Here is a 16,493-nt window from a genome sequence, read left to right as displayed (position 1 = left end):
CTATGGCATTTCTTTAAATTCCATTCAGTTTTGTTATCTTGCATGGCCTATAGTCAGTATAATGATAACTACGCATACATTAAAATTTTCATACGGAAAAGATACTAACTTCAATTTTCCGGATATAAAAACCGCCGAAGGGCAATCCCTGCTTATAACAGGAGGTTCCGGGCGTGGTAAAACTACTTTGTTACATATATTGGGCGGCTTGCTTAAACCTATAAGCGGCCGCGTTTTAGTAGGAGGTACCGACATTACGCAGCTTTCAGAAAAAAAACTTGACCATTTTCGCGGACAAAATATAGGGCTTGTATTGCAGCAGTCTTTTTTTGTGGCATCGCTCAACGTGTTAGATAATGTTGTGCTGGCTGCCTGGCTTGCCAATGGCAAAAAACCTTTTGACGAAGCTAAAGAGCTGCTGGCTCAACTTGGGTTGGGGGAGCAGTGGCACAAACTGCCCTCGCAGCTAAGTATAGGCCAACAACAGCGGGTAAGCATAGCGCGCGCACTTATTAATAAGCCCAAACTTTTGCTGGCCGATGAGCCAACCTCAAGCCTTGATGATGAAAATGCACTGATTGTTGCCGATATGCTGGATGGCCTTGCCAAACAATTTGGTTCGGCGCTTATTATTGTTACGCACGATCAAAGGCTAAAAGACCGATTTGCTAACCAAATTTCGCTGTAACCCATGATAAGTAAAATAGCCTGGAAAAATATTTGGTATAAGCCGCTTAACACAGCGCTGAGTATCATACTGCTTACAGCAAGCGTTGCCATAATAACAGTACTTATATTGCTGGAAAACCAGTTTGAAAAAAAGTTTAATGATAATATAGAGGGTATAGATATGGTTATGGGTGCAAAAGGCAGCCCGTTACAGCTTATACTTTCGGCAGTATACCAGGTAGATGCACCTACAGGGAACATAGATTATGCCCAGGCAAAGCAATGGATGAATAACCGTATGGTAGAAACCGCCATTCCGCTGGCTTTTGGCGATAATTACCACGGCTACCGTATTGTGGGTACCACCCCGCAATACCTGGAACATTTTGGGGCAACCCTAACCAATGGCAGTGTGTTTGCCCAAAATTTTGATGTAGTGGTGGGCAGCAGTGTAGCCGAAAAATTAAACCTGAAAGTAGGGGATACTTTTTTTGGTTCTCATGGCGATGCCGCTGAGGGCGAAGTACACAAAAGCCATGCGTATATAGTTACGGGTATAGCATCGCCGACAGGCAAAGTGATTGATAACCTTATATTATGTACTATACCAAGCGTGTGGGCTATGCACGACCATGACGAGCACGATCACCACCATGAAGAAGGGGAAGCGGCTGAAGATCATGATGAGCATGACCATGATGATGTTGCAGCAGAAACCCACGATCATGATGAACATGACCATGATGCCCACGAGGCAGAGGCTGAAGAAGAACATGATCATGACCACCATCATGATGAAGCTACAGAGGCAGGCCATCATGATGATGAGATAAGTGAAGAAGGTAAAGAAATAACCGCTGTATTGCTAAAAATGCGCAGTAAAATGGCTATTGTTACCTGGCCAAGGCTCATACCCCAAAATACCGATATGCAGGTGGCAATGCCAATTATAGAAATAAACAGGCTGTTTACACTTTTTGGTGTGGGGTTAGATGCGCTGCGTTACCTTGCAATGGGTATTATGTTTATATCCGGCATTAGTATATTTATTGCGCTCTATAACACATTAAAAGAGCGTAAATTTGAGTTTGCATTATTACGGGTAAATGGGGCCAGCCGTTTGCAGTTGCTGTCACTTGTGCTTATAGAAAGCCTGCTTTTATGTATAACGGGTTATATTTTCGGTACAATTGTTGGAAGGTTAGCATTACAGCTTATCTCAAACTCAAGCGAGTCTGAATTTAAAATATCCTTTAACCCTTTTGAATTTATATGGGATAAAGAGGGATATTTATTAGGGCTTACTATTTTTGTAGGTATTATAGCTGCGGTTATACCCGCAGTAAAAGCATATAGTTTAAATATATCAAAAACATTGGCAAATGCGTAAAGTATTTTTTTTAGTTACAGTTTTATTTTCAGGTTTTCTTTTGGCTTCTTTGGCTTCGGCCCCCCAACATACCGTTGTTGTTGCACAGCCGGTACTGCATACTGCAGCAGACACCCTTAGCTGGAAATTGCTGGGGCAGATTCAATACATAAAAAAACCAAGTGCAGATTATCCCGAAGGGGTTATGTATCCGTTAATTAATAGTACACTAAAAGCTAAAAACCACAAGCAGGTGGTTATGAGTGGCTTTGTTATACCTATTGATAATAAAAGTTATGCATTGAGCAAAAATGTATTTGCATCCTGCTTTTTTTGCGGCCAGGCAGGGCCGGAGACTATTATGGGGATAAAGATGAAAGACTCCTCAAAAAAATTTAAGACAGACCAGTATGTTACCCTTAAAGGCAATTTCAGGTATAATGATAATGATGTAGATGACTGGATTTACCACATAGAAGATGCCGTTGTTGTAAGTAAATAACTCATACGGGATCCTGCCATTTATGAGATTAAGATATAAAGTACTCTTTGTTATATATATTACATTGATGTTATTTGCATTAATTGGGGTCATTATTGGGAAGCTCAGATATAATAATGAAAATATCTTTGTTGAAGATACCATCAGCTACCCATTAAATGGAATAGTGGACAGAACGGGTCATTATCATGATGAAGTATTTGGTTATTTTTTAGGGGTATCAAGTGACTCCCTGTATATGTATAAAATAGATGAAAGTTTACAATCATATAGTAAAAAAAGAGGGGCAATAGGTTCCTTTATAAAAATAGGTGACTCGATATGCAAGAAAAGTAATGATAAAGTTGTTGCCGTTTATAGAAATAAAAAGAAAATTTGTACATTTTATTTGGAATAAAATTCCCGTTACTGTACAATTGATCATGAGTAAATACTACTATGACATTAACAAATAAAAAAGCCATTTTTTTTGACCTTGACCATACCTTGTGGGATTTTGAGAAAAACTCTGCACTGGCTTTTGAGCATATACTGGCAAAAAATGGTATAGGTATAGAGGCACCCCTTTTTATAGCCCATCATACACCCATTAACCAAAATTACTGGAAAAAATACCGCGACGGGCTTATCACCCAGCAGCAACTGCGCTATGGCAGGCTTAAAGATGTATTTGATATTCTTGAATACGAGGTAACTGATGAGGTGATTAATACTCTTAGCGAAGAATATGTAGCTACTCTACCCCTTAACAACTATTTGTATGAAGGGGCTATAGAAATTTTAGAATACCTGAAACCCCGGTACAGCCTGCATATTATTACTAATGGCTTTCATACCGTTCAGGAAGATAAACTGAAAAATGCTAACATACATCACTACTTTGAAACGATAACTAATAGCGAAAATGCCGGCTGCAAAAAACCGCATCCGGATATTTTTGAATATGCCATTAAGGCTGCCGGAGTAGATAAATGTGATAGCATAATGATTGGCGATTGTATTGAGGCCGATGTACAGGGAGCATTAGATTGTGGCATGGATGCTATTTTTTTTAACGAGCATAAAGCAGAGGCCCCTGCTGGTATGTTACAGGTACATCACCTGCTTGAACTTAAAAAACTTCTTTAAAATTATATGAAAAAACTTTTTCTATTAGCAGCATTGCTTATTGGTTTGGCAAGCTTTGCACAAACTCAGGACATTAATAATTATAAATACGTAATTGTGCCTGAAAAGTTTGACTTTTTAAAAGATCCTAATGAGTATAACCTGAATACGTTAACCAAAATGCTTTTTGAAAAATACGGCTTTGTAGTATTTTTTACCAATGATAACCTTCCTCCTGATCTTATGGCTAATAAATGCAGGGCATTGTATGGGGATCTGGAAGATCATTCCGACTGGTTTGGCAGCGGACTGTCTATACTGCTGAAAGATTGCGGCGGTAAAGTAATTTTTGAATCGGAAGTAGGAAAAAGTAAAATTAAAGATTACCAAAAGGGATATTATGAAGCACTGCGAAAGGCTTCGGTTTCTCTTGATGGCCTTAATTATAAATACGCAGGAGATACAGCGTTAAATACGGCACAGCCTATAGCAACACAAACCGCTAATCCCCCTAAGGCCGTAGCAGCTACGGCAGCAACGCCAACTCCTGTTGTAAATAAGGATATACTCTTTGCACAGCCTATAGAAAATGGCTACCAGTTAGTAGATACCACACCAAAAGTGGTACTAAAAATGTACCGTACCTCACAGCAGGATTCTTACACTGCTGTTGGCGATGGCAAAAATGGGGTGGTATTTAAAAAAGGTAACGACTGGTTTTTTGAATATTATCAAAACGATAAACTGATAAGCGAAAAGCTGGAGATTAAGTTTTAGGCTTAAAAGCTGCAAAGTTTTAATGTGTTTTTAAGATAAGTGTTTTATTTTAAAAACACTTTGAGGCTTTACTGCTTCTTCAACTACGCTACTTTGCATCTTAGTAACCATACTTTCCTTTCCACCGGTTTTTTAAAAACTCACGTGTGCTGTTTTCACGGCTGTTTTGCCCCGGGTCATAGAATTTTGTATTGCTTATGGCATCAGGTAAAAATTCCTGTTCGGCAAAGTTGTTGGCATAATCGTGAGAGTATTTATAGTCATCGCCATAGCCCAGTTCTTTCATCAGTTTAGTAGGGGCGTTGCGCAGGTGTATGGGTACCGGTAAATCGCCGGTTTGTTTTACCATGCTTTGTGCTTTGCCAATAGCCATATAGCTTGCATTACTTTTTGGTGAGGTAGCCAGGTAAACGGCGCACTGGCTTAATATAATCCGCGATTCCGGGTAGCCAATTGTACTCACCGCCTGAAACGTGTTGTTTGCCATTATAAGCGCCGTGGGGTTGGCATTGCCAATATCCTCGCTGGCTAAAATAAGCATACGGCGGGCAATAAATTTTAAATCTTCGCCTCCTTCAATCATCCGCGCCAGCCAGTATACCGCCCCGTTAGGGTCGCTGCCCCGCATACTTTTTATAAAAGCAGAAATTATGTCATAATGTTGCTCGCCGGTTTTATCATATAATACGGTATTATTTTGTACCAGTTGCATTACACGGTCGTTAGTAATTTCAACATCATCACCCTCGCCTGCATTAATTACCAGTTCAAAAATATTAAGCAGCTTGCGCCCATCCCCGCCCGACAGGCGTAGTAAGGCTTCGGTTTCTTTTAAGTCAATTTTTTTAGTTTTAAGTACAGTATCTTCAGCCATAGCCCGGTGTAGTAATGCCTCTAAATCTTCTCGTGAAAAAGCATTAAGCACATACACCTGGCAGCGTGAAAGTAATGCGGGTATTACTTCAAAACTCGGGTTTTCAGTAGTGGCACCAATCAGCGTTACCCATCCTTTTTCTACCGCGGCCAAAAGCGAATCCTGCTGCGATTTGCTGAAACGGTGAATTTCATCAATAAATAAAATCGGGTTTTTGGTAGTAAACATACCGCCGCTTTGTTTGGCTTTGTCTATTACTTCCCGCACATCCTTAACCCCGGCATTAATAGCGCTAAGCACATAAAAAGGGCGCTGGCTTTCCTGGGCTATAATCTGTGCCAGCGTGGTTTTACCCGTACCGGGAGGCCCCCATAATATAAGCGACGGTATCATCCCTCGTTTTATCTGTTGGGTTAATGAGCCATTAGGGCCAACAAGGTGCTGCTGGCTGATGTATTCTGATAAATGCTGTGGGCGTATGCGTTCTGCCAAGGGTGCTTCCATACTGTAAAAATACATATTTGGTAAATAATTTTATGTTTTAGAAATGCTAAATGGTTATTTTTGGGACTAGTTATTGTTCTTATTTATTAAAATTATGCGCTTTTTTATAATCGCTTTGCTTTTTGCTGTTATGCCATGTTGTTGTCAGGGGGTTAATTATTCTCTTACGGAAAATGAATATTTTTCGTTTGCTGAAAGAAAACAATTTCAAACCCATTTGCAACAGGTGCAGGTATACAACCTTAGTTACCACTCTTTTGATAGTACATCTGTAAATGGTTTCTTGATTAAACCTGTAAGTGAATTGAAAAAGCATCCTGTGATTATTTATAACAGGGGTGGCAATAATGAGTTTGGAATGGTATCAGATTCTTACATTATGATGTTTCTCAGCAAAATTGCAGCCCGTGGATATATTATAATTGGCTCTCAACTACGCGGCAGCATGGGTAGTGATGGGGTAGATGAATTTGGCGGAAGAGATGTAAATGATGTACTATGCCTGCTTAATATTATTGACAGCTTGCCGTATGCGGATACATCAAAAATAGGACTGATCGGCTGGAGCAGGGGAGTAGTGACAAACTTTATATTGTTGAAAAAGTCTGAAAGGATAAAAACCGCTATTAATATTGCAGGACCATCAGACCTTATGAAAAGCAGGCAAAAGATGTTTCAGGTTTACCGTAAATGTATACCAGGGTATGCCCAGGATTCTGTTACTGCACTAAAAGAGCGTTCGCCTGTTTTTCTTTTAGAATCTATGAGAAATAAACATTGCAGCCTGATGTTTATACAGGGGGATAAAGATGAGCGTGTGGAAAAAAACAATGCGGTGGAGCTATATAACAAAACACAACAACTCGGCTTACAGTCTGAGTTACTCATATATCCCAACGGTAGCCATAGTTTGAGAGAAGTATGGCCTGATGTAATAGAAAAAATAGATTTGTGGCTGCATACACATTTTTCTGGAGGTTAACTACTAAAAGGTAACTGACATTTTAACAGGTAATTGTATTTGGTTGCCTTTTTGATGTGTGCATATTATGTATAACGACTACGACAGATTTAAATTTTCCCCTTCGGTAGTGCTTTGGCCGCTGGCTTTTACGCTGGTAATATGGCTGGTGTACTGGGTAGAGGTACGGTTTCATATCTATTTAAATGAATACGGTATTTTGCCGCGTACCTTTAAAGGCTTGCGGGGTATTATCTTCAGCCCGTTTTTGCACGGCAGCCTGGAGCATATTTATAATAACAGCATTCCCTTGTTTTTGCTCATTGCCGCATTGCGCTATTTTTACCGGGCGCATGCCCTGCAGGTAATTTTATACGGTATATTAATTTCAGGTTTTATAACCTGGTTAATAGGCCGGGGGTATAGTTACCACATAGGCGCCAGCTCACTTATATATGTATTGGTAAGCTTTATGCTTTTTAAAGGGCTGCAAACCAAATACTACCGTTTAGTAGCACTGTCCCTTACTATAGTAATGTTATATGGGGGCATGGTATGGTATGTATTTCCTGATGGCGATAGCAACATTAGCTGGGAGGGGCACCTTGGCGGCCTGATTGCAGGGCTGCTGTTTGCAAGGATATATGAATCACCACAATACCACAAGCCTATAGTGTATGACTGGCAAAGGCCGGACTTTGACCCCAGTAAGGATAAGTTCATGAAACGCTTTGACGAAAACGGTAATTTTGTAAACCCACCCAAGCCGGAAGATATAGAAGTAATTGATGCCGAAATTCTATCGCCACCACCCAAAATATTCAAAATCGTATACAATTATGTCAAAAATGACGATAGTGGTGTGAAAGAAAACGGAGTTTGAGTTTCAAGCTCAAAGAGGCAAATTTTAATGTGTTGTTATATCGACGTAACAACTCATAATTCAAAATTTAAAATTCAGAATTTAAAATAATTTTCACCTCCTCTGCCTTACCGCCTCATACAAAAAAGCGCCGCACGCTACCGATACGTTTAATGAAGATATGCTTCCAAACATAGGCAGCTTTGCTTTTTCATCTACTATCTTTAAAACCGAGGGGTTAATGCCGCGGTCTTCACTACCCATAATAATAGCAATAGGCTGGTTAAAGTTTATATCATAAATAGTATCGTCGGTTTTCTCTGTGGCAGCTACCGTTGCAATACCCGATCCCTGCAGGTGGAAAATAGCATCTTTAATATGCTCAACTTTGCAGATGGGTACATTAAACACGGCCCCGGCCGATGTTTTTACCGTATCGCCGTTTACAGGCGCCGAGCCCTGTTTCTGTACTATGATACCATCAACCCCCGTACATTCTGCCGTGCGGATGATGGCGCCAAAATTACGGGCATCGCTCAGTTGGTCAAGTATCAGGAAAAGAGGTGTTTTACCGCTTTCAAGCACCTGTTCTACCAGTGTTTCCAGGTCATGAAATTTTACAGGAGAAATACTCGCTACCGCACCCTGGTGGTTGCCGGGGGTAAGGCGGTTCAGTTTTTCAACAGGCACATAACTAAAGTTAATACTGTGCTGTTTTAATGCTTTCAGTAAATCGCGCATCAAATCGCCCTGCGCGTCTTTCTGCACAAATACCTTATCTATTTCCCTGCCGGCCTGTAAGGCTTCTATAATAGCCCGTATGCCAAAAATCTGGTGCTCTTTTTCCATAGCGCAAAGATAGCTAATTGTAATGCTATAACTATATATTCATGGTATTTTAAGAATCATGCTGAATCAATCCTAGGATAAACTTTAAATAACCAATCAAATTTTTAAAAACTGCGGCGCATGTAATAGAGATATATCAGTCAATAGTGTTTTTAAATTTAACAAAAAGCTAAAACAGCCAACGGTAACTTACCGCGTTGGTAACCCTAATTTAAATATGGCATAATAATGTATTAGGGGGTGGGGGACTACTTTTACACATCTTTTTTTGGAAACCTCAAAAAATCATTTTACATGAAAAAAATTTACTTTTTGCTGTTGCTTTTTGCCGGCCTGTGCGTAAAAGCCCAGACGCTTTACCCGTATTTACAGGCACCAACATCCAATTCAATTTACGTGAACTGGAAAACATCATCTAACCCGGAGAGTATAGTGCAATATGGTACATCGCCGGAAGCACTTACCAATACCGTTACCGGTAGCAACCAGGTTTTTTCTGATACCGGTTACCCGGCAAACTATTTTTACCATACTGTGAAAATTGAGGGGCTTAACCCAAACAGTAAATATTATTACCGTATTAAAACCGGTGAGTTAGAGTCAGAAGTATATTCATTCAGGACAATGCCGCTGGCAGGGCAGGCCGCCACAGCCGATGGCCACCTTCGTTTCCTGATAATGGGCGATAACCAGATGAGGAACGTACCGCGATACGATTCGCTTGTATCTGCTGCAAAAAGGAAAATAGCTGAAAAATGGGGCGCCGATGCCGACCCGTCTGATAATATTGCCCTTACGGTAATGGTGGGCGACCAGGTTGACGTAGGCACGCTGGATCATTATGAAAATGTGCATTTCAACAAAAATAAGCAGCTTTCGGGCTACCTGCCTATACAAACACTTGTAGGTAACCACGAAACCTATGGTACATTGGCCATGCAGGCTTATTATGACCATTATATACTTGATGAAATGAGTTATCAGGGCATATCATCAGGTACAGAAAATTACTATGCCAACCAGGTAGGTAACACCCTGTTTATAGCATTAGATACAGAGCATACCGGCGTGCAGCAACTTACCTGGGTACAGCAGGTAATAACCGCGGCCAACAATGATGACACTGTAGACTGGATTATATCATTAGGGCACAGGCCGTATCAGGCAGAGCAATATGTAGGCGATATTTCTACATGGGTACGCAACTCTGTTATGCCGGTATTGGTTACATCTCCAAAGCACATATTACATATTGGTGCACATCACCACTTATACCATAGGGGGCAGTTAAAAAATACACCTACGTACCAGATTATTTCCGGTGGTGTAGCGTGGGACCAGTATTGGGGTATGGCTGTAGAGGAAGATTTTGAAGATGTTCAGAAAACCATCTCTAACTGGCTGTACCAGATTGTTGATATAGATGTAAACAATGGTACATTTGATGTAGAGGCATATTCTATAGGCAGCGTTTACCAGTGGAAAAATAACCAGCTAATGGATGAGTTTCACCGCCACCTTGGCCTTGAGGCGCCTGAAACTCCGCAAATCACAAACAATTTTAACGGAGGAGACCAGGAGCTGCCGGTTACTATAGAAAGTACAGCGTATAATACTACTACAGATCAGCCTTTAAACTCTACGCAGTTTATGATTGGTAAAACAGAAGATTTTAGTATAATAGAAAAAGATGTATACCGCGATTTTGAAGACCTGTTTGGTCCGGTAGGCACTCAGGTTGATACCACTGCTAACGTGATGGAAGGGGTAGATATTACCAAGCTGACCCTTGCAGAAGGTGCAATGCCAAACGGGCAGTATTTTGTAAAAGTGCGCCACAGGGATAATAACCTTAACTGGAGCGCGTGGAGTAATGTTAAATCATTCAATATTACTAACAGTACTTATGCCGATACGCAAATAGCAATTGATACCATTGCCTATATGCCTAATACACCAATTGTAGTTTCATTTTCTGACACCCCGGGTAACGCTACCGATTGGATTGGCCTTTATAAAGAAAGCCAGACACCGGGCAGCAGCAGCCCTTCTCAGACTTGGGCTTATACAAACGGACAGGTAAGCGGTACGCACACCTTTAGCGGCCTTACAGATACGGGCATGTATTATGCGGCCCTTTTTGAAAACGATGGCTATACAGAGATTGCCGAAAGGAAATATTTTTATGTAGGCCCGTTTGTTGAACTTGCCACTGACCAGGAAGTGTATGAAGAAAACGCTCCCGTAACGGTTAGTTTTACCAATGCCCCTAACATGGCAAATGACTGGATAGGTATTTATAAAGTAGGGCATGAGCCTGGCCCCGTGCCTGCAACTGCATGGACTTATGTTACCGCTACAGAGGGCAGCCATACCTATAACAACGGCCTTGACAAAGGTTACTATTTTGCCGAATATTTTTTGCAGGATGGTTATAACACCGTAGGTAATAAAGTCTTTTTTCAGGTAGGTACAGAAATTACCCAGTTGGGTATAAACAAAACAGTTTATAACCTTAACGAAAATATTATTGCTACATGGACGGATGCCCCGGGTATTATTAAAGACTGGTTGGGTATTTATCACGAAGGAGATGAACCTAATACCGACCCATTGGTAAGCTATACATATTTTGACGGACAACCGGAAGGTACTATGACCTTGCCGGAAGATAAATTGCCTACGGCACCCGGCGATTATTTTATAGTAATGTTTACTGATGATTCTTATAACGAGGTGTCTAACAGGATTTCCTTTGAGGTACAGGGCGATACATCTGGCATAGACGAGTGGCAGGGGCAACAGCCTTTAATGGTATACCCTAACCCGGTTAAAAAAGGGGAGAATACGTATATTAAATGTAAATACCGTATAGACCAGATAGATATGTTTGATATAACGGGTAACCTTTTTTATACCTCTAAAAACGTAAATGATTATAACTTTTCGCTTATCAATCAAAGCCTTCCTACAGGTACTTATTTACTCAAAATACATTCAAATAAAGTATATACAGTAAAAGTGATAGTAAATTAATAGGTTTTATTTTTGCAAATCAGAAAGAACGGGCTGCTTTTTTAGCAGCCTGTTCTTGTTTAAAAGGATGCCTTATAACTTATATGCACTATAGAGTTAGAGAGTTTTATGGTTTGTCCCTTCGTGCTGCCGTTGGCATAAACAATATTAAACAGTCCTCCACCGGCATATAGCCCAAGGCCAAAACCAATACCCAGCAGGTTTTGGCGCACGTTATTGGCCTGGTCCTGGTAATAGCCATAATCAGTTATGGTATGGGCATACAGCCCGGGTGATAGCATATAGCGGTACTCGCTCAAAATAGCCGAATAAATATTAGCCTGCAGGCTGTTTTCGTTAAACCCGCGTATCGAATTAATACCGCCAAAGCGGTACAGCTCATTTACAATATAGTTTTCGCTTTTCAGGTAATAGTTTTCGCTTTTCAGGTTTATAATGTTGGTTTCGTTCAGGTAAAAATTGTGCGATAGTTTTGCCTGCACAAAATACTGGCCTGTATTGTTACCTTTATTATTGCGGCTGCCGGTACCCCCGGCAAACTCCAGCACAGATTTTACGGGGAAGAGACGGTTGCCCCCATACCGGGTAAAAAAGTAAGAAGCAGTATAAAAAGTATTAGAAAAATCGCTCAGTGTACTGCTGTCCAGGTTTTGTATATCGGTTGACTGTGTTTTGCGGTAGCCCAAAAATACTTTAGAGTTGTAATTAAAATAATACCCCAAGTTAATGTCGCTCACCGTATTTTGAAAGGTAGAGTCCTGTTTAAAAATTTGCAGGCTGCCCTTAACCCCAAGCGGGGTTTTAAAAATATACGGCAGTTCCAGTGAGGTGTTAAATGTGGTTTGACCATTGCCGTTGCTCTTCCAGTACAGGTTAAACTTCTCGCCGGAGTTAAGTATATTGTTCAGTAAAATTTCGGTATACCCGTTAAAACGTATCTTATTCTCATCATCATTGGTAAAACCTATAAACCCGTCAAAAGTATTGGGGTGGGCTTTTTCCAGGTACACATATACCGTAGTAGAATCTTCTTTAAAAAGTATTTCGGGATATCGGGGCTGAGACACAAACTGAAGCGCATTAAAATCGCTGTATACCTTCTCCAGCATTTTCTGGTTAAACGTTTTTCCACGGTACTGCCGTAAAATATTCCGGCGTATCCCCTCCGGAAATTTATCATATCCCTCCAGCACAAGGTTATTCAGTGTACGTTTTTTAGAGGTTTCCAGCAGCAGCGCTGCATATAGCGCATTGCCTTTTTTCTGGTAACCGGTTAGCCGCAGGGCGCTAAAGGAATATCCTTTTTGTTCCAGCAGGCCCAGGTTGCCGTTCATAAATTCTTCTGCCGTATTAAAAGGTATGGCCAGCGTGTCATTTTCAGGTTTCATTTCCAGCAGTAGCTTTTGGCTTTCGCTAAGGTTGCCGGTATATATATATAAGGTGTTGGTTTTATTGCCTACATAAAACATATAGTTAAAAACCGAATCATTTACTTTAATATGATCTGCTATCCGGTTTTCAAGGTACCCCTCCCGGTACAATGCTGCCGAAAGGGCATTGGCCTCATCGGTAACGGCACGTGCATTGGGGTTCGGGTTTTTGTAAGATACCGAATCGATAATTTTTGTTTCTGCTTCATTACGCCCTGTTGCTTTCAGGTAAAAGTTTTGTGCCCCGGCAGAAAAAGCAGCACATAATATAACAACAAGCAACAGGATTTTTTTCAAAGCGAAAGGTTTACAGCTAAAAGTAACGCAAAAATACACTAAATCATATAAGGGAGTAAATATTGCTTACAATCCTTTTGGAAATTAATAGGTTAAGATTTGTTTTGTAAATTATAATTCCTACATTTGCAGCCCGTAAAAAGCGGGTTTTTAAATTTTAAGAAATTTTTAGTATAAATTATGCCTACAATTCAACAATTAGTAAGAACAGGAAGGGCCCAGATAACTAAGAAGAGTAAATCGGCTGCTTTAGATTCTTGTCCTCAGAGAAGAGGGGTTTGTACACGTGTTTACACTACTACACCAAAAAAACCAAACTCTGCAATGCGTAAAGTTGCAAGGGTTCGTTTAACAAATGGTAACGAAGTAAATGCATACATACCCGGAGAAGGACACAATCTTCAAGAGCACTCGATAGTATTAGTTAGGGGTGGAAGGGTGAAAGATTTGCCAGGTGTTAGGTATCACATTGTTCGTGGTGCCCTTGATACCGCAGGTGTTGCGGGAAGAACACAACGCAGGTCTAAATACGGAGCTAAACGACCAAAACCGGGACAAGCTGCCGCACCAGCAAAGAAAAAGTAATTTAAAGAACTTTTAAAGAAAAGACATGAGAAAAAGACAGGCCAAGAAAAGACCTCTGTTACCAGATCCGAGGTTTAATGACCAGTTAGTAACACGTTTTGTAAATAACTTAATGTGGGACGGTAAAAAATCAACTGCTTTTAAAGTGTTTTATGATGCAATAGACATTGTAGAGGCTAAAAAGCAGGACGAAGAAAAATTAGCTATAGAAATGTGGAAAGATGCCCTTACTAATGTTATGCCGCACGTAGAAGTACGTAGCCGCAGGGTAGGTGGTGCTACATTCCAGATACCGATGCAAATTCGCCCGGACAGGAAAATTTCAATGGCTATGAAATGGCTTATCCTTTATGCAAGAAGAAGAAATGAGAAATCAATGGCTCAAAGGTTAGCATCAGAAATTTTGGCTGCTGCCAAAGAAGAAGGTGCTGCTGTTAAAAAGAGGGTTGATACTCATAAAATGGCAGAGGCTAACAAAGCATTCTCTCACTTCAGGTTTTAATTCATAAAAGATAAAGAATATAAAAAAATGGCAAGAGATTTAAAATATACACGTAATATTGGTATTGCTGCCCACATTGATGCAGGTAAAACAACTACTACAGAGCGTATATTGTTTTACACCGGTATGTCTCACAAAATTGGTGAGGTGCATGACGGTGCTGCAACTATGGACTGGATGGCACAGGAGCAGGAAAGGGGTATTACCATTACCTCGGCTGCTACAACCTGTACATGGAACTTTCCTACCAAGCAGGGTGCGGCTATAGACGATACCAAGCCATACCACTTTAACATTATTGATACCCCCGGCCACGTTGACTTTACCGTTGAGGTAAACCGTTCGCTAAGGGTGCTTGATGGTCTTGTATTCCTTTTTAGTGCTGTTGACGGTGTTGAGCCTCAATCTGAAACTAACTGGAGGCTTGCTGATAACTACAAAGTGCCACGTATGGGCTTTGTAAACAAAATGGACCGCCAGGGATCTAACTTCCTTGCCGTTTGCCAGCAGGTTAAAGACATGCTTAAAAGTAATGCCGTGCCAATCGTACTTCCGATAGGTGATGAGTCTGACTTTAAAGGCGTGGTAGACCTTATTAAAAACCGTGCTATAGTATGGCATGATGATAATTTTGGTGCTACTTTTGATATTGTGCCGATACCTGAAGATATGGTAGATGAGGCTAAACAATACAGGGCGCAGCTTATAGAAGAAGTTGCTGCTTATGATGAAGATCTTCTTGAAAAATTCATGGAAGATGAAGATTCAATTACCGAAGAAGAAGTAAATAATGCACTACGCAGGGCTACTATTGATATGGCTATCATACCAATGCTTTGCGGTTCGTCATTCAAAAACAAAGGCGTTCAGTTTATGCTTGATGCCGTTTGTAAATTCCTTCCTTCGCCACTTGATAAAGAAGCTATTGACGGTACAAACCCTGATACTGAGCAGCCTGTAAGCCGTAAGCCATCTGTAAATGAGCCATTTTCTGCGCTTGCGTTTAAAATTGCTACAGACCCTTACGTTGGACGTTTGGCTTTCTTCAGGGCATATTCTGGCCGTCTTGATGCCGGTTCGTATGTGTTCAATACCCGTTCAGGTAATAAAGAGCGTATCTCACGTATTTACCAGATGCACGCTAACAAGCAAAACCCAATTGAGTTTATCGAAGCGGGTGATATTGGTGCAGCAGTAGGTTTTAAAGATATTAAAACCGGTGATACACTTTGTGATGAAAAACACCCTATTGTTCTTGAAAGTATGAACTTCCCCGATCCGGTAATCGGTATCGCGGTTGAGCCTAAAACCAAGGCAGACGTTGATAAAATGGGTATGGCCCTTGCAAAACTTGCAGAAGAAGATCCTACATTCACCGTAAGGACAGACCATGCTTCAGGACAAACTATTATATCTGGTATGGGTGAGCTTCACCTTGATATTCTTGTTGACCGTATGAAACGTGAGTTTAAAGTAGAGGTTAACCAGGGTGAGCCACAGGTAGAGTATAAAGAAGCTATTACCCGTACTGCACAACACAGGGAGGTTTACAAAAAACAATCTGGTGGACGTGGTAAATTTGCTGATATTGTATTTACACTAGAGCCTGCCGATGAGGTAGACGGTAAAGTGCCTGTAGGTCTTCAGTTTGTAAATGCTGTAAAAGGTGGTAACGTTCCTAAAGAATTTATACCATCTGTAGAAAAAGGCTTTAAAGAAGCTATGAAAGCAGGGCCTCTTGCAGGTTATGAAATGGATAGTATGAAGGTTACACTTCTTGACGGTTCATTCCACCCTGTGGATTCTGATGCGCTTTCTTTTGAGCTTGCTGCAAAAATGGGTTATAAAGAAGCAGCTAAAGCTGCCGGTGCGGTAATACTTGAGCCTGTTATGAAGCTTGAAGTGCTTACCCCTGAAGAAAACATGGGTGATATTGTTGGTGACCTTAACCGTCGTCGTGGACAAATTAATAACATGGATGACAGGGCTGGTTCTAAAGTTGTTAAAGCCAGTGTGCCACTTTCAGAAATGTTTGGTTACGTAACTACGTTAAGAACACTTTCTTCAGGCCGTGCAACTTCTACAATGGAGTTCTCACACTATGCTGAAACCCCGTCTAACATTGCAGACGAAGTAATTAAAAAAGCTAAAGGAAACGCTTAATTTACA

15 protein-coding genes are annotated in these 16,493 nt (G+C 40.8%); 12 read left to right on the top strand and 3 right to left on the bottom strand.

Going from position 1 to position 16,493, the window contains the following annotated elements:
• Nucleotides 1–61 precede the first annotated feature (61 nt).
• The 6 genes from ABS766_RS15500 (at nt 62) to ABS766_RS15475 (ending at nt 4,424) form a co-directional block, all read left to right on the top strand.
• Complete coding sequence (locus tag ABS766_RS15500) at nt 62–688, top strand: ABC transporter ATP-binding protein (protein ID WP_408086104.1); 627 nt, start codon at nt 62–64, stop codon at nt 686–688.
• 3 nt (nt 689–691) lie between these two features.
• Complete coding sequence (locus ABS766_RS15495) at nt 692–2,059, top strand: ABC transporter permease (RefSeq protein WP_408086103.1); 1,368 nt, start codon at nt 692–694, stop codon at nt 2,057–2,059.
• Nucleotides 2,052–2,540, top strand: coding sequence for a hypothetical protein (locus ABS766_RS15490; protein WP_408086102.1), 489 nt, complete (start codon nt 2,052–2,054; stop codon nt 2,538–2,540). The genes ABS766_RS15495 and ABS766_RS15490 overlap by 8 nt, the downstream gene beginning before the upstream one ends.
• Before the next feature lie 67 nt (nt 2,541–2,607).
• Nucleotides 2,608–2,937, top strand: coding sequence for a hypothetical protein (locus ABS766_RS15485; RefSeq protein ID WP_408086101.1), 330 nt, complete (start codon nt 2,608–2,610; stop codon nt 2,935–2,937).
• A gap of 41 nt (nt 2,938–2,978) precedes the next feature.
• Complete coding sequence (locus tag ABS766_RS15480) at nt 2,979–3,668, top strand: YjjG family noncanonical pyrimidine nucleotidase (protein WP_408086100.1); 690 nt, start codon at nt 2,979–2,981, stop codon at nt 3,666–3,668.
• A 6-nt stretch (nt 3,669–3,674) separates the two neighbouring features.
• On the top strand, nt 3,675–4,424 hold the full coding sequence (locus ABS766_RS15475; protein WP_408086099.1) for a hypothetical protein: 750 nt from the start codon (nt 3,675–3,677) through the stop codon (nt 4,422–4,424).
• 100 nt (nt 4,425–4,524) lie between these two features.
• Here the strand turns inward: ABS766_RS15475 and ABS766_RS15470 are convergent, their stop codons facing one another.
• Complete coding sequence (locus ABS766_RS15470) at nt 4,525–5,802, bottom strand: replication-associated recombination protein A (protein WP_408086098.1); 1,278 nt, start codon at nt 5,800–5,802, stop codon at nt 4,525–4,527.
• Between the two features lie 94 nt (nt 5,803–5,896).
• Between ABS766_RS15470 and ABS766_RS15465 the strand changes: the two genes are divergently transcribed.
• Nucleotides 5,897–6,784 carry an alpha/beta hydrolase family protein gene (locus tag ABS766_RS15465; RefSeq protein ID WP_408086097.1) on the top strand — a complete coding sequence of 296 codons (888 nt, stop codon included), beginning with the start codon at nt 5,897–5,899 and terminating at the stop codon, nt 6,782–6,784.
• A 67-nt stretch (nt 6,785–6,851) separates the two neighbouring features.
• Complete coding sequence (locus ABS766_RS15460) at nt 6,852–7,646, top strand: rhomboid family intramembrane serine protease (RefSeq protein ID WP_408086096.1); 795 nt, start codon at nt 6,852–6,854, stop codon at nt 7,644–7,646.
• 93 nt (nt 7,647–7,739) lie between these two features.
• Here ABS766_RS15460 and rlmB read toward each other — a convergent pair whose 3' ends face one another.
• Nucleotides 7,740–8,474 (bottom strand): 23S rRNA (guanosine(2251)-2'-O)-methyltransferase RlmB, encoded by a 735-nt coding sequence (gene rlmB / locus ABS766_RS15455; RefSeq protein WP_408086095.1) that lies wholly within the window; start codon nt 8,472–8,474, stop codon nt 7,740–7,742.
• A 294-nt stretch (nt 8,475–8,768) separates the two neighbouring features.
• Here rlmB and ABS766_RS15450 point away from each other — a divergent pair, with 294 nt between their 5' ends.
• On the top strand, nt 8,769–11,510 hold the full coding sequence (locus ABS766_RS15450; RefSeq protein WP_408086094.1) for a fibronectin type III domain-containing protein: 2,742 nt from the start codon (nt 8,769–8,771) through the stop codon (nt 11,508–11,510).
• Nucleotides 11,511–11,569: 59 nt separating this feature from the next.
• Here ABS766_RS15450 and ABS766_RS15445 read toward each other — a convergent pair whose 3' ends face one another.
• Nucleotides 11,570–13,237 (bottom strand): BamA/TamA family outer membrane protein, encoded by a 1,668-nt coding sequence (locus tag ABS766_RS15445; RefSeq protein WP_408086093.1) that lies wholly within the window; start codon nt 13,235–13,237, stop codon nt 11,570–11,572.
• Between the two features lie 180 nt (nt 13,238–13,417).
• Here ABS766_RS15445 and rpsL point away from each other — a divergent pair, with 180 nt between their 5' ends.
• From rpsL to fusA, 3 genes are read left to right on the top strand one after another with little or no spacing between them, the layout of a single operon-like run.
• On the top strand, nt 13,418–13,822 hold the full coding sequence (gene rpsL, locus ABS766_RS15440) for a 30S ribosomal protein S12 (protein WP_248432887.1): 405 nt from the start codon (nt 13,418–13,420) through the stop codon (nt 13,820–13,822).
• Between the two features lie 25 nt (nt 13,823–13,847).
• Nucleotides 13,848–14,324 carry a 30S ribosomal protein S7 gene (rpsG, locus tag ABS766_RS15435; protein WP_408086092.1) on the top strand — a complete coding sequence of 159 codons (477 nt, stop codon included), beginning with the start codon at nt 13,848–13,850 and terminating at the stop codon, nt 14,322–14,324.
• Between the two features lie 27 nt (nt 14,325–14,351).
• Nucleotides 14,352–16,487, top strand: coding sequence for an elongation factor G (gene fusA, locus ABS766_RS15430; RefSeq protein WP_408086091.1), 2,136 nt, complete (start codon nt 14,352–14,354; stop codon nt 16,485–16,487).
• Nucleotides 16,488–16,493 lie beyond the last annotated feature (6 nt).

The organism is Flavobacterium rhizosphaerae, assembly GCF_046000445.1.
GTDB lineage: Bacteria > Bacteroidota > Bacteroidia > Flavobacteriales > Flavobacteriaceae > Flavobacterium > Flavobacterium rhizosphaerae.
The sequence above is the reverse complement of the archived record's forward strand: the minus strand, read 5'-3'. Positions and strand labels throughout refer to the sequence as shown.